Origin of the sequence: Williamsia sp. 1135 (genome assembly GCF_002095395.1) — a bacterium.
Lineage (GTDB): Bacteria > Actinomycetota > Actinomycetes > Mycobacteriales > Mycobacteriaceae > Williamsia.
Map to the genome: position 1 here is coordinate 1 of NZ_MJEI01000050.1, position 20,991 is coordinate 20,991.

A 20,991-nucleotide genomic window follows, 5' to 3' on the forward strand; every position below is an offset into this window, starting at 1 on the left:
TGTCGGCGGACATGAAAAACTGCCCGTAGGCGGACATGAAAGTGCCCACTGACGGCCAATAAGAACTGCTCACTGGCGGGCACGAATGTGCCCGTTGCCGGCCATGAATCTGCCCAGTCCTGTTGATCCCAGTGCGGCGCGTCTGCGCCGTGGGGGCCTCTCCCGAGGTTCGATGTCGATGCCTAGTCGATTCGAATCACCCGGGAGAGACCACATTGAAGTCTGACGGAGAACTCATGGAAATACTCAATGCCTACGATCTGACTGGGTCGTATCGCGCGGCAGCCGAACTTTGCGGGTGCTCGCATCACACGGTCAAGAAGGCGGTCGAGGACCGCGATGCCGGCCTGCCGCCGCAGGTTCGCCGGGCCCGACTGATCGACGACTTCACCCCGAACCTGGAGAAGTGGGTGCAGGATTCGCACGGCAAGATCCGCGGCGACAAAGCCCACGAACGCTTGGCCGCGTTGGGGTACACCGGCAACGAACGCACCACCCGCCGGGCACTGGCGGAGATCAAAGCTCAATGGCGCCTGGGCAATACGCGAGTGCACCGACCGTGGGTCACCGAACCCGGATTGTGGCTGCAGTACGACTTCGGTGACGGCCCGATCGTGAACGGCCGAAAGGTGGTGCTGCTGGTCGCGTGGTTGGCGTGGTGCCGCTTTCGGATCGTCATCGCCCTGCACGACCGGACCGGGCCGAGCGTGTTCGCCGGCCTCGACCGTGTATTTCGCATCGTCGGCGGCGCTCCGACGTACCTGCTGACCGACAACGAGAAAACGGTCACGACCGGGCACGTGGCGGGGGTTCCGGTCCGCAACCGTCATGCGGTGACCTTCGGCCGCTACTACGGCATCTCCGTCCTGACGTGTGAGCCGGCCGACCCGGCCTCCAAAGGCGGGGTGGAGAACGCCGTCAAACTCGCTAAAGCCGACATCGTGCCGACCGAGACGAACCTGCTAGGCGAGTACGCGAGTTTCGTCGACGTCGAGACCGCGTGCGGCGAGTTCATGACGCTTGTCAACAACCGGGTCCACAGGGCCACCGGCCGGGTACCGGCCGAGATGCTCGAGATCGAACGCACCCAGCTCCATGCGGTGCCCGATCTGCCGCACACCGCGGGCCTGGGGGTGACCCGCAAAGTACCGGACAACACTCCGATGATCACTTTCGAGCACGGCCAATATTCCATCCCGTCAACATTATTGGGACACAGTGTGTGGGTGCGCCACCACCCGGGTACCGATGAGGTCATCATCTGCGCCCTCGACGGCGGTGGCCCGGTCGAAGTGGCCCGGCACCGCCGCACCACCCGCGGCACCCCCGCAATCGATGACGCCCACTTCCCGGATCAGCCCGGCAAGATCCCCGGTGACTACCGGATCCGCGCTCGTAGCGCTGCTGAGCACGCTTTCCTGGCGATCGGAGAGGGCGCGGTGGTGTGGCTCAAAGAAGCCGCCGCCGTCGGGACCGAACGGATCTTTCAGAAGATGACCCACGCCGTGGACCTTTCGACCCTGAGTAGCCGCCCGGATGTGGATTGGGCATTGGGTCACGCCGCGGTGCACGGCCGGTTCGCCACCGGCGACCTCGACTCGATCCTCGCCAGCAAAGGAATGGACCCGACTCGCCACCAAGCCTCCGAAGACACCTCCTTGGCTCAAGGAACAACCGGATGGAACTCGTTCGGCCTCAACAATTCTCACGTAAACGACGAGGACATCGCATGAGTACCCCGACGCTGCCGGCCGAGGTGGAGCAGTTGATGCGCCAACTGCGGCTTCCCCACGCACGGGCGGTCGCCGGCGACGTGTTGGCCACCGCCCGCTCACAACGCTGGGATCCGGCCGAGGTCATCAAAGCGTTGCTGACTGAAGAAGCCGCTGGTCGAGCCCGGTCGATGCTCACCACCCGCCGCAAAGCCGCACGGTTTCCGACCGGCAAAACCTTCGATGTGTGGGACGAGAATGCCTCCTCGATCCCACTGCCCACCCAGCACGCGCTGCGCACCCTGGAATGGGTGGGGCGGCGGGAGAACCTGGTCGTGTGCGGGCCAGCTGGGACGGGGAAGACATTTTTCCTCGAAGCATTGGGACACAATGTTATTGAAGCAGGTATGCCGGTGGCTTGGTTCACCCTCGAACAGCTCGGGGTACTCGTACGTGCCCATCGTGCTGATGATTCTTTGGGCAAAGCCGTCGCCAAGATCGTCCGCGCCGAGCTCATCATTGTCGATGACGTCGGGCTCCTCCCGGTCGGCGCCGACGCTGCCGAGGGGCTCTACCGGATCGTGGAAGCAGCCTACGAACGCCGATCGGTCGCGGTCTCGTCGAACCTGCATCCCAGCGGGTTCGATGAGTTGATGCCCAAAACGTTGGCGACCGCCACCGTGGACCGACTGCTCCACCACGCACACCTCTGCCAGACCAGCGGAGACTCAGTCCGCCTCGCACAAGCCCTGCACGGACAGGGGGTCAAAGCCTTGAACTGACCACCCTCGGAACCGGTGGCGGGCACCGCCGCATGGGCAGATTCATGTCCGCCACCGGGCAGTTCTTATTGGCCACCTACGGGCAGTTTTCAAGTCCGCACATGGGCAGTTCCCGATGACCGTTGACAGTGTCTGGCCGTGGCCGGCACCCTCTTCCGGAGGGGTCAGTGCTGCAGGCCGCGTTGCGCCGGTGGGGTGTGAACCGCGGTGATTCCGTTGTGGTCTACGACGATTGGAACCGTGCGGGCTCGTCGCGGGCGTGGTGGGTGCTGCGTGCCGCAGGCATCGCCGACGTGCGGATTCTCGACGGTGGGCTCAGTGCTTGGATCGCCGCAGGTCACTCCCTCATGGCTGGGAGCGAAACGCCTCCCGCTGGTGATGTCGAGCTCTCGGCAACCGACCTGTATTCCGGGCAGTTGCCGACGCTGACCGCGGAGCAGGTGTCGAACTTTGCAGGGGTTCGTGTCGACGCCCGTGCCCCTGAGCGCTATCGCGGTGAGGTCGAACCGATCGATCCCGTGGCGGGCCACGTCCCGGGAGCGGTAAATGTCCCGAGTACCGCAACTCTCGACGAGCATGGTTTCTTCAGGAATCCGTCAGAGTTGCGTGAATTCTTCGCAGCAGCGGGTGTGCACGGATCCGTTCCGGTCGGTGTCTATTGCGGCTCCGGGGTCACCGCAGCTGTCGACCTCGTCGCCCTGGAACTCGCCGGCATCGCGGGAATGCTGTTCCCGGGGTCCTGGTCGCAGTGGAGTTCGGATTCGGCCAACCCGGTCGCGACGGGTCCTGACGCGTAGGTCCCTGCGCTCCATGTTCAGCCGCTCACAATGTGGTCGACGTGCTTGGTGAAGCATTCGCAAACCGGTGGGGATTTGCCGACATGAGATCTACGGCAATTCCGGTGTCCGTGGCGGCACCGGCCGACGATCGGCGGAGCTCTCGAAGACCGATGCCATCGCCAGTAGCTGGCTGTCGTCGTATGCTCGTCCGGCAAACGTCAGCCCGACCGGCATCTGCGTGTCCACCATCAGGCCCATCGGCACCGTGACCGTCGGGATGCCGAAGTGCCGGATCGCGAGGTTCCCGTTGGAGTACCGCACACCGTTGGCCCAGGCGATGTCTGCGGACGCCGGATTGACATCCGAATCGGCAGGCCCCACATCGGACTGGGTCGGAAAGACCACGGCATCAAAACCATTCGCGTCCATCCAGTCCTCGAGATCGGACTTTCTGGTCTCCTCGGGTCCGGTCAGAGCCCATTGCAGGTTCGGGATGTCACCCAGTGCGGGCACTTCTTTCTTGGCCCGCTCGACGGTCACGGAGAAGTCTTCGTCCTCGACGTCGTAGCGATCTGGCAGAGCGCCCGGTGGGAGTGGAAAAATCTTTGACCCATCGACATCCGCGAGAGCGTGGAGGTTCGGATCCCCGTTGGCGTCGAGGAAGTCGTGCCAGCCCCACATCATCAGCACACCCATCTCCCAGGAGAAGTAGTCGTCGGGCACCAGCCCGCGACTGACCATGCTGTACGCCCCCTCCCGGTCTTCCTCGTGATTCTCGACGATTGGGAAGTCGCTCTCCACCACGGTCGCGCCGAGTGCCTCGAGATGGGCACGAGCACTGTTCCAGAGGTCGATGATGGATCCTCTGGTGTGTACCGGATCCTTTCCCGCGGTGTCGGAGTTGATGTACATCCGGGGAACCGCGATCGTCTTGCCTTCGAGCGCAGGGGTATTGGCCAACGCGAGGTAGTCGTCTGGACGAACGGAAGACGCCTTCGGGATCGGTACGTGCTGCTGCATACGCCAGAAATCGCCGCGGGTCTTGTCGTCGTCCGCGACGATGACGTCGAGCAGTTGCAACATGTCGTCGACGGTTCGGGTGTGTGGCACAACGACATCCATCGTCCCGTAGAGCGGCCAGTTACCGCGCATCGAGATAACGCCACGCGAGGGCGTGTACGCAACCAGACCGTTGTGCGACGCCGGAGCCCGGCCAGACGACCAGGTCTCCTCGCCGAGACCGAATGCCGCAAAGCTCGCTGCGGTTGCCGTGCCGGAGCCGTTCGACGAACCCGATCCGAACGACGAGGTGAGATAGTCGGCGTTGTAGGGGCTTTCGGCCCGACCGTACACCCCGCGCTGCATTCCTCCCGCGGCCATCGGAGGCATGTTGGTCAGACCGAGGCAGATCGCACCGCCGGCCCGCAAGCGGGAGATCACGTAGGCGTCGTCGCCCGCCACCAGATCCTCGAACGCGGGGGAACCGGCCGCGACGGTGAGACCGCGCACCTTGTAGCTGTCCTTCGCGGTGTACGGGATGCCGTCGAGCGGACCGAGCAAAGAGCCTTGCGCGCGACGCTGATCGGAGGCCTGCGCTTCGGCAATCGCGTCGGGGTTCATCACGACCACCGCGTTCAACGTGATCCCGCTGTGGTCGTAGTGCTCGATTCGGTCGAGATACCGCTGAACGAGGTCGACGCTGGTGACCTCGCCCGACTCCAGTGCCCTGCGCAGATCGGCGATGGAGGTCTCGACGACAGCGAACTGCTCGGGGGTGGTCATGAGTTGTCCGGCCGAACTGCTTCCAAGCGAGCTTCGACGTTGGCGGAGACGGTGATCCGGTCGGGTTTCAGTTCGATCATCGGAACCTCGTCGCCCGCGGGCGACGCGGACATCCGCCGCGCCATGGCGGGAACCCCACCGTCCGGCTGCAGGTATTGCTGACCACCCGTGGAGAGTCCGAGCATTCCTGGGTCCGCGATCGCGATGGCGTGGAACTCGCTGTAACCGAGACCTTGCGTGTATCCCTGCGCTTTCGCGAGCGCATCTTGAACAGCCAGGTCGCGAACGTGAGCGGTCTTCTTTGCTTCGACTTTCCGGGTGAGCCGCCAGTGCAGATGTCCCACGCTGACGGCCTCGACATCGGAGACCTCGTCGAGGAACGGTCCCAGCGCTGCGAAGTCTTTGAAAGTGACTGTTGCCGAGGCCGACGACCGGTAGATCCACGGTCGCTTCTTGCCCTCACGGTGGTAGGGCCGAGATCTGTTGTGCCGTATCTGATCGAGCGACCACCGGGCGACCGGGCTCCGAGGGAGCTCGACCAGAGCGGTGACCGCCTCGGTGATCTTCACCGCGGCTGCGGTCACCTGGTCGGCTGCGGCCTGTCGATCCGAGCCGTCGGCATGAAGGCCCAGGTGCACCGTGCAGCGGTTGGGTGAGTAGTGCCGTTGTGCGCTACCGCTGACGGTGATCGTGACCGTGCGACCGGTCATGACAGTTTCTCGTCGAGCGCGTACAACTCCGGCAGATTGACGACGATCGCCTCCTGGGTGCTGCGGGCGATCACCACCACGGCGGGATTGTCCGGATCAGGGTTCTCCTCGCGGTGAGGCACATACGGCGGGACGAAGACGTAGTCGCCGGGTTCGGTGCTGATCCGCACCTCCTCGACTCCGTCGTGGAAGACGAACTCCGGATGCCCGCTGCGGATGAAGATCGCGGTCTCCGATTCGCCGTGATGATGGTTGGCCGAGGCGGTGTCGGGTGCGACGTGCGTTTCGCCCCTCCACAGCTTTTCTGAGCCGACAGTCTCGCCGCTGATCGCGGCCAGCCGCCGCATCCCGTCGGTCTGCGCGGTGTCACCGGTGACGTCGGACGCCTTGACGTGATGCAGCCGGGACCGCAGTGACTGCCTTCCGTACTCTGCGCCGGTGGTCTCCAGATCAGGATGAAATCCGTCGTGATTGCCCATGACGACGATTCTCCCCTGAACTCCCGTCACGGACGAGAGCCTGGCGGAAACGATGTGAGAAAGTGGTCGATGTGCTGCTGTTTCCGTCGTTGACCCAATCCGCCCTCGCCAATGGAGCGGACAAATCCGCAGTCGTCACGGTCGGTGATGTCACCCTCTCGCGTAGCGATCTGATCGGTGCGGCCACCTCGGTGGCCGAACGAATCCGTGGCGCCCGCCGGATCGCGATCCTCGCCGAGCCCACCGCGCAGACCGTGGTTGCGGTGGTCGGTGCGCTCATCGCGGGTGTTGTGGTGGTTCCTGTCCCGCCCGACACCGGTGCTGCGGAGCGTCAGCACATGCTCGACGACTCGGGGGCCCAGGCCTGGCTCGGGGCAGCACCCGACGATCCGACCCTGCCGGTTCTCCCGGTCCGGATGTTCGCGCGGTCGTGGCACAGTCATCCCGAACCGCATCCGGATTCGGCAGCGTTCATTCTCTACACCTCCGGCACCACCGGACTCCCCAAAGGCGTCCCGCTGACCAGGCGGGCGATCGCCGCCGGACTCGACGCGCTCGCCGACGCCTGGGCGTGGACCGCGGACGACGTTCTCGTGCATGGCCTTCCGCTGTTCCACGTGCACGGCCTGATCCTCGGGATCCTCGGACCGCTGCGTGTCGGCGGCTCGGTGATCCATACCGTCAAACCCACCCCGGCGAACTATGCGGCGGCGCACGGCAGTCTGTACTTCGGCGTGCCCACCGTGTGGTCCCGCATCGCCGCGGACGAGGATGCTGCGCGCGCACTGAGTTCGGCCCGTCTGCTCGTCTCCGGTAGCGCGCCCCTGCCGGTCCCGGTGTTCGACAAGATCGAACAGCTGACCGGACACCAGATCGTCGAGCGCTACGGCATGACCGAAACCCTCATCACGATCAGCACCCGGGTGGATGGCGAACGCCGGCCTGGTTGGGTCGGCCTGCCGGTGGCCGGTGTCGAGACCAGGCTCCGGGCGGAGGACGGCACCGATGTCCCGCATGACGGTGAGACGATCGGTGAACTGCAGATTCGCGGCCCCATGCTGTCGCAGGGGTACCTGGGCCGACCCGAGGCGACCGCCGAATCCTGGCTCGACGACGGCTGGTTCGTCACCGGTGACGTCGCCGTCATCGATGCGGGCGGCATGCACCGGATCGTCGGCCGCTCGTCCATCGACCTCATCAAATCCGGTGGCTATCGGATCGGCGCGGGCGAGATCGAGACGGTGCTGCTCGGGCACCCGAGTGTGCGCGAGGTCGCGGTGATCGGTGTGCCCGACGACGACCTCGGCCAGCGCATCGTCGCCGTGGTGGTCGGCGACGGCATCGACGAGTCGCTGCTCATCGACCTGGTTGCCACTGAACTCTCGAATCACAAGCGTCCCAGAGAATTTCGGGTGGTCGACGAATTGCCACGCAACGCGATGGGTAAGGTCCAGAAAAAGTTGCTCCTTTAGCGCGAACACCGGGTGTCACGGCGTAGACGACCTACCTGTGCTGTGCGGACCTGAACCCGAATACCTGTTCTGCGCGTGCCCGCCGTTGCTTGCCGCTAGCCTCAGGGAACCCGTGACGAGGAGGTCGAGTACATGCACGCATTCCGTTCTGCAGTCGAGTCGAACAAGGTCGACGACATCGCGTCGCTGCTGGATGAGAAGGTGACGTTCAACAGCCCGGTGGCGTTCAAGTCATTCGAAGGTCGTGAGACGGTGGCGTTCGTATTGCAGACCGCTTTCGAGACTTTCGAAGACTTCGAGTATGTGCGAGAACTGGATTCGCCACTCGATGGTTACACCGGCCTGGTGTTCCGGGCGAAGGTCGACGGCCTCGACATCGAGGGCTGCGATTTCATCCACGAGACTCCCGACCGATTGATCGACGAGTTCACGGTGATGCTGCGGCCGATGAAGGCCACCCAGGCCTTCGCCGAGAAGATGGGTGCCAAGCTACCCAAGAAGTGACCACAGGACACGCATGATCCGATTCCGATCGGGGTACGTTGCGCTGCATGGGTCTCACAGTTGCGGTCACCGGTCCGACAGGTGAAATAGGAATTTCGGCAGTCACGGCACTCGAAGCGGATCCCGGGGTGGATCGCGTGCTCGGAATGGCGCGGCGCGAGTTCGACCCCGCGGCCCACGGATGGACCAAGACCGAGTATCGGCAGGGCGACATCCTCGACACCGACGCGGTGAAGTCACTGGTCAGCGAGGTGGACGTCGTCGTCCATCTCGCTTTCCTGGTCCTCGGTTCTCGGCAGGAGGGGCAGCGGGTCAACCTCCAAGGGACGAAGAACGTCTTCGAGGCCACGGTGGCAGCGGAGCGACCCAAGCGCATCGTCTACACCTCGTCGGTGGCGGCTTACGGGTACTACGCCGACAATCCGTTGCCCCTGACCGAGGACACGCCGATCCGTGGATCGAGCGAGCACTATTACTCTGAGCAGAAGGCCGAAGTCGAGGCTGCGGTCGCCGAGATCGTCGGCGGGACGGACCTCGAGGTCTACATTCTTCGCCCATGCATCGTTGCCGGCCCGAAAGCGACGGCACTGGCCGACGCCATGCCATGGAACTGGTTCCCCGACGCCGTCCGCAAGGTTGCGGGCGCGGTGCCCGGTCTGAAGATGCCGATCCCGGACCCCGGCACTCCCGTGCAGCTCGTCCACCACGACGATGTCGCTGCCGCAATTGCTCAGTGTGTTACCACCGATGCGCCCGCCGGCGCCTACAACATCGCGGGCACCGGCACGGTGTCGATCTCCGAGGTGGCAGCAGCTCTGGGAGGCCTGCCGGTGAAGGTCCCGTCGGCCACCGTGACAGTTGCCGCAGAGGTGATCAAGCGTCTGCCCAAAGTGCCTTCGGATGCCGAATGGATACATATCGGCAAGACATCCGTCGTGATGGACATCTCCAGGGCCGCCGACTTACTGGGCTGGACCCCGAAATATTCGTCCAAAGAGACACTCGAGGCGCTTGCGCGGCCCTGAGATCGTCCATCTCGCAGCAGTCGGCGGGAAATGTGCCCTTCAGGGCTGTTCAGACGGGCGATCTCAGGGCGCTATCGCTGAACCATTCGAAGGCAATTTCGGATTTGAGTGGGCGAAAGGGGATTAAGCGGTAAACGCGTGATCCGGTGCCGATAAGCATTGTTACGTTTTGGACGCTTGGCTAGAAATGAAATACGTTACCGCCGTGTTAGTTCCGCTAACGATGGTTGTATTTGTCCCGTCCAAGGTGCATTATCAGTTACCTACTGAAGAGTAGGGTTTGGCCGGATTCGGTGTCACTCGATTGTGTGGCGCTCGTGCGGAACCCGATTGTGTAGATGCTGCGCCAGGTGAGGGGTTTTCGCAGCGCCTACATACTCGGGTTCCGGCCGGCTTCCGCTCGATCGCCCTGATGGCAATTACCCTTCGGAGGGTGATGGCTTCGAGCAAGAGCAACAATCGCAAGCGTCGCGCCGACAAGCAGAAGGCTCGTGACCAGCGTCGCGCCTCTTCGAGAACCGAGTTCGTTCTCAATCCCGAGTTGGAGCAAGCCTTCATCGCCTGGCTTCCGGACTCCGAGTTCGCTGACGAATTGACCCCTGAGCAGGCAGTTGGCGGTATCGGGCCGGTAATGGGGATGATCGCCCACGGCAACCCACGCTTCAGTGCGACAGCGTGGACGATGGCCGACCTCGACGTGTTCGCGGCATTCCTCGACGACGTCGAGGCGACCGGGTCTGAGCTCGACGTCCAGGTCTCCGATGGCTTACAGCTCGCTGCCGTGGCGTGGCTCCACTTCCTGGAAAAAACAGACCGGTGGACCGGTACCGACGAGAACCTGGCCTACTGCACCGGCGTCCTGGGGCTGGACCAGCTGGACGGCCCGCCGATTCGGACACCCTCGATGATCGAACTCGATCCGGTGGATCCGGAGGACGAAGGCCAGGCACTCGCGGCACTACCCTTGTTCACGCGTCTGACGACCGTCCTCGAGTGGATCGGCGATGGCGTCTCTGTGACGGAGGCCGGTGAGCTGAGCGTGGATCGCACCGTCGACTTGGCGACCCATCTCGGGTTCGAGCTCAGCGAGCGGCCCGAATCGATGTACGACCTCTCGAGCGTGAGCATCCCGTGGGTGGTGCTGACCACTATGGGGATCGTCTCGATCAACGGAGACCGGGCCGAGCCGACCGGCCGCGTCGATCTGTCGTCGGCCGGTGACCTGCAGACATTGCGCAAGGCACTCACGGCCACCATCGCGGCGGAGTTGGCGGACTTCCGGTCGACCGACATGTCCATGGATGGCGGCTTCATAGACTTACAGCTCCTCCTCGCCGGAATGACCGACGAGCCGTTGTCACCCGTTGATCCCGTCGACGACGAGTTCGACGATCAGCAGACCGTCGTCGCCAAAACGTTCGCGAGCGCGCTGACGGCTCGATTCATCGATGACGGCTACTTCGTCGTGGTCGACGGTCTGCTCGAGGTTCCGCTGCCGCTGCGCCCGGCCATACTCGCGGGCATCCCCGATCTGGGTGACGACGATTTCGACGACCTCTAGGTCCCGACCCCAGTTCTTCGAACCGATCTCCTCAGCCGCGGCGCTGCGCCACCATGAAGTGGCGGCGTCACTCCCGACGCCCGGTGAGGAGTTGGTGTGTCAACCGTCGAGACCGTTCGAGGACCCGTGGAAACCGCTGCTCTCGGGAGCACCCTCATGCACGAGCACGTGTTCGTGCTGGGGGAGGAGATGCGGCAGAACTATCCCGACTATCCGAACCCGTGGGATGAAGAGCGTCGGGTCGAAGATGCCATCCAGAAGCTGTCTGCACTGCCCTCGCGCGGGATTCACACGATCGTCGATCCGACCGTCATCGGGCTGGGCCGGTACATTCCCCGATTGCAGAGAATCAATGCCGAGGTCGACCTGAACATCATCGTTGCCACCGGCATCTACACCTACAACGAGATCCCCTTCCAATTCCACTACACCGGTCCGGGTTTGCTGTTCGATACGCCCGAGCCGATGGTGGAACTGTTCGTCAAAGACATCCGCGAGGGCATCGCCGATACCGGTGTCAAGGCGGCTTTCCTCAAGTGCGCCATCGAAGAACTGGGTCTGACCCCGGGGGTGGAACGGGTGATGCGCGCGGTCGGCGCCGCTCAGGCCGAGACGATAGTGCCGATCACGGTGCACACCAATCCGCACACCGGGTCGGGGCTGGTCGCGCAACGGGTTCTGAAAGAGGAAGGGGCAGACCTCTCGAAGGTCGTGATCGGCCATTCCGGTGACACGACCGACCTCGACTACCTCTGCAAGGTCGCCGACGCCGGGTCCTATCTCGGGATGGACCGTTTCGGCCTGGATGTGTTGTTGCCCTTCGAGCAACGCGTCGACACAGTCGCCGAGATGGTGCGCCGCGGCTATGCAGAACGCATGGTCTTGGCGCACGACGCGTCCTGCTTCATCGACTGGTTCGACGAACACGCCAAAGCCGCTGCGGTGCCGAACTGGATCTTCACCCACATCAGTGACGACGTGCTGCCGGCGCTACGCGAACGTGGGGTGTCGACCGAGCAGATCACGACCATGCTCGTCGACAATCCGCGGCGATACTTCGAGAACTGAGGACCGTAGGATCTCCAGGATATGAGCTCGCCCGCGCCCCGCATCCTGGCCACCACATCGCGCATGCCCTTCGCGGTGGACGAGATCCGCAAGCTGGGCGAAACGGGCCGGGACGTGACGGCGGTCGACACCTTCAAGGCGTCGCCAGGTAGTCATTCGCGGGGAGCGGCTCGCCACGCCGAGGTGCCTGCACCGGCGCAGAACCCGCTCGCGTTCATCGCCGCCGTCGACGAGTTGATCGACAAGCACGAGATCAACTGGCTGATCCCCATGTTCGAAGAGGTCTTCTACCTCGCGGCGTATCGAGAGCAGTTCGCCGGCCGCGCCGAATTGTTCTTTCCGTCGTTCGAGATCCTGGCGCAGGTGCACGACAAGGTGGCATTCAGCGAACTGTGTGGATCACTCGGCTTGCCTGTGGCGCAGTCGATCACGGCGACGTCGAACGCCGAACTCCGTGAAGCGGTCGACCAATGGGACCACTGGTTCGCGCGTGCCGCATATGGCCGCGGCGGCCTCGACATCATCACCAACAGCGGCGCACTCGCGGGGGAATCCAGTCTCGACGACATCCACCCGACACCCGCCGAACCCTGGCTCGTGCAGGAGTATCTGCGAGGCGTCGACCGCTGCAGCTGGAGCGTCGTCCACCACGGTGAGGTGGTACTGCACTCCTGCTACGAACATCCGCTCACCATCGATGACCGAGGCGGCATCATCTTCGAATCGGTGGACTCACCCGAGTCGCTGCACGCGGCGCAAACCATTGCGCGCGAACTGAACTGGCATGGTCAGCTGAGCTTCGACTACCTCGTCACCGACGACGGTGTGCACCACATGGTCGAATGCAATCCCCGCCCGACGTCGGGATGTACCGTCGCGACGGCAGCAGAGTTCGACGCTGCGCTGTTCGGGCCACGGCCGGCAGCGCCGGTCGTGGTTCCCGCGGGGCGTAAGCGGTCGATCAAGGTCGCTGTCCTGAGAGACGCGCTGCTGCACCCGAGCCGGGCCCGGACCAATTTGCGCGCCGCTCACGGCGCGAGCGACGTCTACGGCCCGAAGCACGATCACCTGCCGCTGCTGTACACGGCGCTGTCGCTGCAGCACGTCCTGCGGTACCGGAAGGCGCTCGGAGTCGACCGCGATACGCGCGAACAACTCGTGGCGGCGCAGTTCTTCGACGTCTCTTGGAACGGCTCACCCATCCGCTGAGTTGTCCACAGGTCCGCCGACAATCCACAGGCGCCCTGCTTCCGCCTCGCTGAAACCTCCCGACGACTCGGACGTGACCTAGCGTCGGTCTCGATCACCGAGGATTGGGGGAATCCAGATGGCACCAGTGTTGAAGGCGGATCTCGACGCGATCCGCACGCTCGCAACCGATCTGACCAACGCCGCGAACGACATCCGCGGCATCGATGTGAACCGCACGTTCGCGGGATTGCTCGCGGGTCTCAGAGGGTCCGATGTCGCGGCGGCGTGTGGGACTGCGGAGATCCAGATCGAGGCGGCGTTGAAAGCTGTGGCGATGCGGGTGGACGCCCTGGCCCAGAAGAACACCGAGGCGGCGCTGACCGTCGGAATCACCGACGAGCAGTACGCCGACTCGATCAGTGGCCTGCTGAAGCTGTGATCCGATGAGTACACCCACTGTGTCCCAGGCCCGTACCTGGGCGTCGAACGCCCACTTCCTGTCGACCACCGCGACTGGGATCGACACCGCGGTCGACACCTTCGATACAGCGATGAACGACGTCGCCAGATCTGTCGCCACGACCATGGACAGCTGGCGGGGCGACGCGGCCGAAGCGTCGCAGGCCCGGACCGACTCGGAGAAGCAGGCGAGCAACCGGCTCGCGATCACGATCCTCGACATCGCCGACGCCATCACCCGCCTCGGACCGGATGTCGTTCGTTCGAGCGAGGTCGTCCGCAACTGGGCGAACAGCATCGTGCGCAACGGTTTTCTCGTCGCCGACAACGGCACCGTCACGGCTCCGGCAGACTCGCGACCGGGGCATCCCATCGCGATACCGGCGACCATGGGTTATGAGGAGGCTCGTGCTTTCGCCGTTCGTAGAGCGGCCGAATACCAGTCCTATCTGACGGACGCACTCGCGACGGCGGGTAGCGCGGATGCGATTCTGGCCGCCGAGATCACCAAGACGCTCGGTGAACTGGTCCAGAACGCCGACCGTGCCACCACCGTCGTCCCGCTCGGCCCAGTGGTGCGCGACATCATCGCCGGCCGCAGTCGGCTACCGACAGACCCTCAGGCGCTCAACGACTTCTGGGTTGGCCTGACCTCAGCCGAGAAGGCGGCGCTCTGGGATCACGATCGGGGAGTGGGAAACATGGACGGGATCCCGGTGGCCGATCGCGACCACTTCAATCGCCGGTACCTGGGCGAGCTGCAGAACGAGGCGCGCGGCAAGATCGCCGACATCGAGGCCCTCAAACCCGACCCCGCGCAGTATCCGACGCGCAATGCCCCAGGGGAGCAGAGCAATCCGAATGGTTACCGTCAGCGACTCGAGGACTGGCAGCAACTCCACGATTCGGCGACGGCTGACTTGGCGGCGCTGGTCGGATTGCAGAACACGGTCGCGGCCGAGTCGGACGGGAGGAAGCGGTATCTGATGAAAGTCGACAGGCGTCACGCTGCCGTCGCCGTCAACAATCCCGACACTGCGGACAACGTCGCCACCTTCGTCCCCGGCACGGGTGCGAACCTCGGCGGCATCGGTGGCGGTGTGGAGCGTGCCGATCGGATGGCTCAGGCAGCTGCGGACGTCGACAAGTCATCGGAGACGGCAACGATCGCCTGGTTCGGTTATGACGCGCCGCCGGGCTTGATCGAAGCCGGAGCGGGTGTGTACGCGGCCCGCGGAGCGGAACCTCTGGTGAATCTGCAGGAGGGTCTTCGCGCGACCCACGAGGGTCTGGGGCGATCGCACAACACGATTGTCAGTCACAGCTATGGGACGGTCGTCGCTGCCGAGGCGGCGTCCGGGAGGCGAGAGTTGAACGTCGATGATGTCGTATTCGTCGCCAGCCCCGGGCTCGGCGGGCCTGACGACGTCGGCGACCTGAACCTGACCGGTCCCGACGACCGGCCCAATTCGCAACGCGTCTGGGCGACGGTCTCGACCGACGACGTGATCAACCTCGTCGAGGTGGTACATGGCGCCGATCCCCACGACAGCGGTTTCGGGGCGAGGGTATTCGCATCCGAACGGGGACCAGGCGTGAGCCTCGAAGCACACAGCGACTACTGGGACGACGATTCTGTGTCGCTGCTGAACATGGGCCGCATCATCGCGGGGAAATACGGAGATGTGCAGTGATGCAACGGATCCTGATCGCGTTGACCGCGCTCGGACTACTGGCTGTTGGCGGGTGTGCCGGCGAAGAACACATGAACAGTCAACTGGCCCACGACCGGATCGTCGAACTGATTCAAACAACAGCCGACGCGCTGCCATGGTCCGCGACGCTGGTGACGACGTACCCCGGATATCCCCATTCGACCTTGGGCGATGCGCCTGGACCGTGCACCGGTGACGACAGCGGCGATCCCGACCAGCCCTACAATTGGACCTTCGGTATGTGGTTGCTCGTGCCTGGCGACATGGATCCGGCCCAGGTACGCGCCGCTGTGATCGATGTGTGGCGTGCAGACGGCCACCACGTGAGAGGCGACTATGACGTGGTGGGCGTGACGGGGGACGGCTTCGCCCTCACGATGGTGGGAAAGCCGGACGATGTGTCACTCAGAGTCAGCTCGCCGTGCTTTCCGAACTCGGCGATGGACCGCGGTATCGATTGGCCGGAAAGAATCACCACGCAGCGCGTGGACTAGTGCTCGGTGCTCGTGTGACCTTCGAGCTTGCGCTGGATGGACCGGGTGGCGCCGCCGAGGGTGACCGTGGCCACGAGATACTCGATGCCCGGTTTGCGTGCGGTGGACGTGCCGATGCGCCAGGTCCATTCCACCCAACCGGTGCTGTCGGAGCGTTTTGGCGCCAAACCTGCGGCGCTGCTGCGTCGTCCGCTCGGATAACGGATCTCGACCGAGCATTCGGTGTTGGGGGCGGTTCGTGCCAGGACTCTGCAGGTCCCGCCGATCCAGGCCGTGCTGACGGCGAGGCCATCGAACACGAGGACCTTGAGCTTGTCGGTGACAGCGATCATGCGGACAGCCGTTGCCCGTTCGGTGCCGCCGGCCACCGCTTCGTCGTTACCGGCGCGGTGCAGGCCGACGGCGAGGCTGTCGGACCGGTTGATCCACACGGAACCAGAGTCACCGCCGAGGCTGATCTCCGGCATAGCGGGATCGTCCGGCACGATCGTGAAGGTGCTGGCGTTGACTCCCTCGACGACGCCCCAGGTGACTCCCGTGGTCAACCCGGACTTGATGACCTTGGCTCCCAGACGTGGGTCGCTCAGCCCGGTCGCGGTGCCGAGTTCATGGAGGTCGAGGGACCAGGTGCGTCCGGCGAGGACGCAGACGGCGCAGTCGAGTGCCCGGTCGTAGCGCAGGACGCCGCCCATGACGTCGACCCCCGACGGTTGCGCCATGACATCAGCCGGCTGCGCCGGGTTTTGCAGCATCACATGCCAATTCGACAACGCGAGCGGCTGCAGACTGTCTCGGTCGAAGACGATCATGCCCAAGGTCCCGGCCGTCGTCTTGGACGTGTTCATCATTTGCACGCCGCCGCGGAGAGGATCGAAGCGGTCGGTGCGGACGAGATGTGGTTCGGGGTTGTACTGGATGACATCGACAGGGATCCCGTCGATATCGTCAGGGACCCGCTCCACGCGTTTGAGCTTCGTCTTCGACTTCTTCTCGGTCACGTGGACACGGAGGGCGAGTCGGCCGGTGGGGGAGCCGTCGGCGTATTCGAACCCCACGTCGACATTGTGCACGTTGGGGTAAGCAGACAGCGATTTCCGGTGTTTACGCAGCGCTTTCTCCAGCCGGGCCTGTTCGTCTGCGGAGATTTCGTCCATGCGGCCACCTCTGGCTGTGCGGGTGTCTGTCCCGATGAGCAATTGTGCGCCGCCAGGCGACGGATTGGCACGAGTAGTGACCTACCTGTTTCTGCGACTACCGCTGCATGCGGGGAACCTCCCGCGCACGGTTCTCGGTTTTGTGAGCGACAGTCACGTATGAGAACGACTCGATCGACTTAGACAGCGGCTGAAGTACCGATTACCACTGCGCAATTAGTCGCCGGTGCGATGTAAAAGGCCAACGTCGGGTCACCACTCTGGCAGTGTTTTGCCGCGAATGGGTGACAAGCTGACCGGCGACACCCAGTCCTCGAGGAGGCTCAGATTGGTGACGCTCAAGTTCATCGATCCCGTCCCACGTTTGACCCGGGGTGATGTATCTCAGAGCGAGAAACGCCCGGGAGATGCTGCGAACCTTCCTGTCGGTACCCGGCGCTATGTTGTGTTCGGACGCGACGGGAGGAGGACCACCATGGATGAACCCGACAAGACCTCGGGCGTGCACGAGTGGTCCGAAATGGCCGCCTGGCTCGTCGAGTCGTTCGCCGACAAGCCGGTCGGCTTCATCCTCGAGATGGGGCCCAGCGGATACATCGATTACGACGATGACCACGAAGGCGAGGTGGTCTGTGCGCAAGTCCAGATGTTGGCCGACGGGGTGATGATGCTGCGGCGTTCCCGCTGCGTTCTCGGTCACCTGCTGATTGCTGACTACTCCTCGGACACGCTGCCCCTGAACAGGTGGCTGTACAACGACAACTTCGATGACTGCACCGACGGCTACCTGTTCAGCCGCGATCCGGAGTTGCTCGCCGATATCTGTGTGACCTGGTTCCGCGACAACTGGGGTACCGAATCGACCGACGCCCTCGGGTGCGAGTACCGCTTCCCGGACGATTTGCTGCCACCCGACGACGACTGAGCGCGAACCGCCAGTTGTGAGCGCGCAGTCTCCGCGGCCGACTGACCCTTGTCGGTCTGTTGATAGTTGCCGAAGCACCGCTCGTGAGGAGCGTCCATGGAATTGTTGATGCACGCAATGTGCAGGGCCACAGTCGAATTGCCGAAGCCGGTCATCGCGTGGATGATCGCCACCGCCCACCCCCTGTTCCAGCCGTGGCGCGCCCTGGTGCGCCGGCCCGACCTCACCGATCAGCAGGCATGGGAATGCCTGTGGCGCGACGAAGCCCTGATCAAGTCCGCGAGAAAGATCCCAGGCAAGTGGACGGCCAACGCGACATCGGAGCGGCTCTCGGACACGGTGTCGTTGTATCTGTCACGACCGGATGTGCCGGCCGGCCGGATCACCCTGCTGCGGACCCGGCTCGATCCGGACCAGCTTCGCCGCATCGACTTGCTCCGGGATGTGACCGAGTTGGGTGGCACCGACCTCGTATGTCAAGAGATAGTCAGCGAACCGCCGCCGGGGTCCACGCGGGGCGAGCACGTGGGCCCGCGTGAGCTGGCGCTGATCGAGAAATACCGGGGGTCTGCCGCCGAGCTGGCAGTCGAGCGCGAGAGCAAGACCCGACATGTTGTGCAGCAGATCGTGCGACAGGACGGTCTGATTGCCCGGGCATCGAAGGCCAGGTCGTTGGACCGCGTTGATCAGGTCAGAACCCTCCGGGCCTGCTTGTTCGGACAGGGGAGCGTAGCGGCCCGCCCTGAAGACGCCGACTTCAACACCGCGACCTACCTGCTGGAACTCGGACGCACCGCATCGACCGGGCACGACGATCCCGGGCTCGGCGAAGTGCTGTCGGCGCTGCGCCCCATCCTGCGGGCATTCATCAACCCTGGGTACACGGCCCCGCGAAGTCCGGTCACCAACCGGCTCCTGGTGTTCGGGGAGGCCGGGGCTGCGCCGCTGGGTAGCTCGATCAGCTCAGAAGAGGGTGACTACCTCTACCGGCGGTTTGGCTCCAGCGTGAGTAAGTACGAGGCCCTGGGGAAGATCTCCGGGCAGAACCACGACGAGCCACTGCGCGAGCTGTGCGACCGAGTCGAAGCAGCCGAACGGTTGCCTGCCCGACAACCTGCGGCAACACGCCGTTAACCAGGCGATTTGACTCCTGGCACGGTAGTCCCGTAACTTTCTTCAAGTCAGCGAGTGAGGCGCCGGAGAGCGAGAGTCCGGAGCGGCCCTAACACCGACAGGAAGTTTCCTGAAGGAACAACGCTGGCCGCCCACGACAGTTACGAGTCCACTTCAGTGTGGAGCGTATCGTCGCGGACATAACAAAATATCTTTGCCGGGATGGCGCCTGTTGTGGGTGTCGAAGTCGGTGGGGGTGTGTTCTTTGAGAACTCGATAGTGTGTCGATGGATTGTTAGTGCCATTTAGGTGCTGCTTCTGTCACGGTGACGAAACTTCCTTTGTGGGGGGTTTGGTTGGTGATGGTTGTGGTGCCGGCATTAGTTAGATATTTTATTTTTGATCCCATCGCAGGTTTTGAGTCCTGTGGTGGTGTCAGTTTTTGTTTGGTTGGGATTTTGGAATCTCTTCAGGACATATTTTTTTGAAAAGCGTCTCCCTTTTTGGGGGATGGTTTTTGGAAGGTTTTCATGGAGAGTTTGATCCTGGCTCAGGACGAACGCTGGCGGCGTGCTTAACACATGCAAGTCGAACGATGAAGCCAGCTTGCTGGTGGATTAGTGGCGAACGGGTGAGTAACACGTGGGTGATCTGCCCCAAACTTTGGGATAAGCCTGGGAAACTGGGTCTAATACCGAATATGACCACGGAATGCATGTTTTGTGGTGGAAAGCTCCGGCGGTTTGGGATGGGCCCGCGGCCTATCAGCTTGTTGGTGGGGTAATGGCCTACCAAGGCGACGACGGGTAGCCGGCCTGAGAGGGCGACCGGCCACACTGGGACTGAGACACGGCCCAGACTCCTACGGGAGGCAGCAGTGGGGAATATTGCACAATGGGCGCAAGCCTGATGCAGCGACGCCGCGTGAGGGATGACGGCCTTCGGGTTGTAAACCTCTTTCACCAGGGACGAAGCGTGAGTGACGGTACCTGGAGAAGAAGCACCGGCCAACTACGTGCCAGCAGCCGCGGTAATACGTAGGGTGCGAGCGTTGTCCGGAATTACTGGGCGTAAAGAGTTCGTAGGCGGTTTGTCGCGTCGTTCGTGAAAACTTGGGGCTTAACTCCAAGCGTGCGGGCGATACGGGCAGACTTGAGTACTACAGGGGAGACTGGAATTCCTGGTGTAGCGGTGAAATGCGCAGATATCAGGAGGAACACCGGTGGCGAAGGCGGGTCTCTGGGTAGTAACTGACGCTGAGGAACGAAAGCGTGGGTAGCGAACAGGATTAGATACCCTGGTAGTCCACGCTGTAAACGGTGGGTACTAGGTGTGGGTTCCTTTTCACGGGATCCGTGCCGTAGCTAACGCATTAAGTACCCCGCCTGGGGAGTACGGCCGCAAGGCTAAAACTCAAAGGAATTGACGGGGGCCCGCACAAGCGGCGGAGCATGTGGATTAATTCGATGCAACGCGAAGAACCTTACCTGGGTTTGACATACACTAGAAAGCCATAGAGATATGGCCCCCCTTGTGGTTGGTGTACAGGTGGTGCATGGCTGTCGTCAGCTCGTGTCGTGAGATGTTGGGTTAAGTCCCGCAACGAGCGCAACCCTTATCTTATGTTGCCAGCGCGTAATGGCGGGGACTCGTGAGAGACTGCCGGGGTCAACTCGGAGGAAGGTGGGGATGACGTCAAGTCATCATGCCCCTTATGTCCAGGGCTTCACACATGCTACAATGGCCGGTACAGAGGGCTGCGATACCGTGAGGTGGAGCGAATCCCTTAAAGCCGGTCTCAGTTCGGATCGGGGTCTGCAACTCGACCCCGTGAAGTCGGAGTCGCTAGTAATCGCAGATCAGCAACGCTGCGGTGAATACGTTCCCGGGCCTTGTACACACCGCCCGTCACGTCATGAAAGTTGGTAACACCCGAAGCCGGTGGCCCAACCCCTTGTGGGAGGGAGCCGTCGAAGGTGGGATTGGCGATTGGGACGAAGTCGTAACAAGGTAGCCGTACCGGAAGGTGCGGCTGGATCACCTCCTTTCTAAGGAGCAACATAAAC

General features: G+C 63.3%; 18 protein-coding genes and 1 rRNA gene. 15 read left to right on the forward strand and 4 right to left on the reverse strand.

What is annotated here, in order from left to right; translation table 11 throughout:
• The first annotated feature begins 215 nt into the window (after positions 1 to 215).
• From istA to BFL43_RS01880, 3 genes are all read left to right on the forward strand, one after another.
• The gene (gene istA, locus BFL43_RS01870; protein ID WP_084889768.1) at positions 216 to 1,733 is read left to right on the forward strand and encodes an IS21 family transposase; all 1,518 of its coding nucleotides are present in this window, start codon (positions 216 to 218) and stop codon (positions 1,731 to 1,733) included.
• Positions 1,730 to 2,494 carry an IS21-like element helper ATPase IstB gene (gene istB, locus BFL43_RS01875; RefSeq protein WP_084889766.1) on the forward strand — a complete coding sequence of 255 codons (765 nt, stop codon included), beginning with the start codon at positions 1,730 to 1,732 and terminating at the stop codon, positions 2,492 to 2,494. The genes istA and istB overlap by 4 nt, the downstream gene beginning before the upstream one ends.
• 128 nt (positions 2,495 to 2,622) lie before the next feature.
• Complete coding sequence (locus BFL43_RS01880) at positions 2,623 to 3,291, forward strand: sulfurtransferase (protein ID WP_346425930.1); 669 nt, start codon at positions 2,623 to 2,625, stop codon at positions 3,289 to 3,291.
• 90 nt (positions 3,292 to 3,381) lie between these two features.
• Here the strand turns inward: BFL43_RS01880 and BFL43_RS01885 are convergent, their stop codons facing one another.
• Genes BFL43_RS01885 through BFL43_RS01895 form a run of 3 tightly spaced genes read right to left on the reverse strand, consistent with a single transcriptional unit; the run spans position 3,382 to position 6,244 of the window.
• Positions 3,382 to 5,055 carry an amidase gene (locus BFL43_RS01885; protein WP_084890247.1) on the reverse strand — a complete coding sequence of 558 codons (1,674 nt, stop codon included), beginning with the start codon at positions 5,053 to 5,055 and terminating at the stop codon, positions 3,382 to 3,384.
• Positions 5,052 to 5,765, reverse strand: coding sequence for an SIMPL domain-containing protein (locus BFL43_RS01890; RefSeq protein ID WP_084890250.1), 714 nt, complete (start codon positions 5,763 to 5,765; stop codon positions 5,052 to 5,054). Before BFL43_RS01890 ends, BFL43_RS01885 begins: the two co-directional genes overlap by 4 nt.
• Entirely contained in the window at positions 5,762 to 6,244 is a 483-nt protein-coding gene (locus tag BFL43_RS01895) for a cupin domain-containing protein (protein WP_084890252.1), read from the reverse strand. The genes BFL43_RS01890 and BFL43_RS01895 overlap by 4 nt, the downstream gene beginning before the upstream one ends.
• 74 nt (positions 6,245 to 6,318) lie before the next feature.
• Here BFL43_RS01895 and BFL43_RS01900 point away from each other — a divergent pair, with 74 nt between their 5' ends.
• From BFL43_RS01900 to BFL43_RS01940, 9 genes are all read left to right on the forward strand, one after another.
• Positions 6,319 to 7,716 (forward strand): acyl-CoA synthetase, encoded by a 1,398-nt coding sequence (locus tag BFL43_RS01900; RefSeq protein WP_084890278.1) that lies wholly within the window; start codon positions 6,319 to 6,321, stop codon positions 7,714 to 7,716.
• A gap of 132 nt (positions 7,717 to 7,848) precedes the next feature.
• A complete protein-coding gene (locus BFL43_RS01905; RefSeq protein WP_084890253.1) occupies positions 7,849 to 8,220 on the forward strand; it encodes a hypothetical protein in 372 nt (123 codons plus the stop codon).
• A 47-nt stretch (positions 8,221 to 8,267) separates the two neighbouring features.
• Positions 8,268 to 9,245 (forward strand): NAD-dependent epimerase/dehydratase family protein, encoded by a 978-nt coding sequence (locus BFL43_RS01910; RefSeq protein WP_084890256.1) that lies wholly within the window; start codon positions 8,268 to 8,270, stop codon positions 9,243 to 9,245.
• A gap of 433 nt (positions 9,246 to 9,678) precedes the next feature.
• Positions 9,679 to 10,806: a hypothetical protein gene (locus BFL43_RS01915; protein ID WP_206186596.1), complete on the forward strand. Its 1,128-nt coding sequence runs from the start codon at positions 9,679 to 9,681 to the stop codon at positions 10,804 to 10,806.
• A 96-nt stretch (positions 10,807 to 10,902) separates the two neighbouring features.
• The gene (locus tag BFL43_RS01920; RefSeq protein ID WP_084890260.1) at positions 10,903 to 11,874 is read left to right on the forward strand and encodes a phosphotriesterase; all 972 of its coding nucleotides are present in this window, start codon (positions 10,903 to 10,905) and stop codon (positions 11,872 to 11,874) included.
• A gap of 21 nt (positions 11,875 to 11,895) precedes the next feature.
• Positions 11,896 to 13,083, forward strand: coding sequence for an ATP-grasp domain-containing protein (locus tag BFL43_RS01925; RefSeq protein ID WP_084890263.1), 1,188 nt, complete (start codon positions 11,896 to 11,898; stop codon positions 13,081 to 13,083).
• A gap of 118 nt (positions 13,084 to 13,201) precedes the next feature.
• Positions 13,202 to 13,504, forward strand: coding sequence for a hypothetical protein (locus tag BFL43_RS01930; RefSeq protein WP_084890266.1), 303 nt, complete (start codon positions 13,202 to 13,204; stop codon positions 13,502 to 13,504).
• 4 nt (positions 13,505 to 13,508) lie between these two features.
• Positions 13,509 to 15,218, forward strand: coding sequence for an alpha/beta hydrolase (locus BFL43_RS01935; RefSeq protein WP_084890268.1), 1,710 nt, complete (start codon positions 13,509 to 13,511; stop codon positions 15,216 to 15,218).
• On the forward strand, positions 15,215 to 15,733 hold the full coding sequence (locus BFL43_RS01940; protein ID WP_143695025.1) for a hypothetical protein: 519 nt from the start codon (positions 15,215 to 15,217) through the stop codon (positions 15,731 to 15,733). Before BFL43_RS01935 ends, BFL43_RS01940 begins: the two co-directional genes overlap by 4 nt.
• Here the strand turns inward: BFL43_RS01940 and BFL43_RS01945 are convergent.
• On the reverse strand, positions 15,730 to 16,887 hold the full coding sequence (locus tag BFL43_RS01945) for a hypothetical protein (protein WP_084890273.1): 1,158 nt from the start codon (positions 16,885 to 16,887) through the stop codon (positions 15,730 to 15,732). The two genes, BFL43_RS01940 and BFL43_RS01945, sit on opposite strands and share 4 nt — an antisense overlap.
• 520 nt (positions 16,888 to 17,407) lie before the next feature.
• Here BFL43_RS01945 and BFL43_RS01950 point away from each other — a divergent pair.
• The 3 genes from BFL43_RS01950 (at position 17,408) to BFL43_RS01960 (ending at position 20,973) form a co-directional block, all read left to right on the forward strand.
• On the forward strand, positions 17,408 to 17,812 hold the full coding sequence (locus BFL43_RS01950) for a hypothetical protein (protein WP_240497997.1): 405 nt from the start codon (positions 17,408 to 17,410) through the stop codon (positions 17,810 to 17,812).
• Between the two features lie 96 nt (positions 17,813 to 17,908).
• Positions 17,909 to 18,946: a hypothetical protein gene (locus BFL43_RS01955; protein WP_084890275.1), complete on the forward strand. Its 1,038-nt coding sequence runs from the start codon at positions 17,909 to 17,911 to the stop codon at positions 18,944 to 18,946.
• Positions 18,947 to 19,452: 506 nt separating this feature from the next.
• Positions 19,453 to 20,973: ribosomal RNA gene (locus tag BFL43_RS01960) — 16S ribosomal RNA — on the forward strand.
• The last annotated feature ends 18 nt before the right edge of the window (positions 20,974 to 20,991 follow it).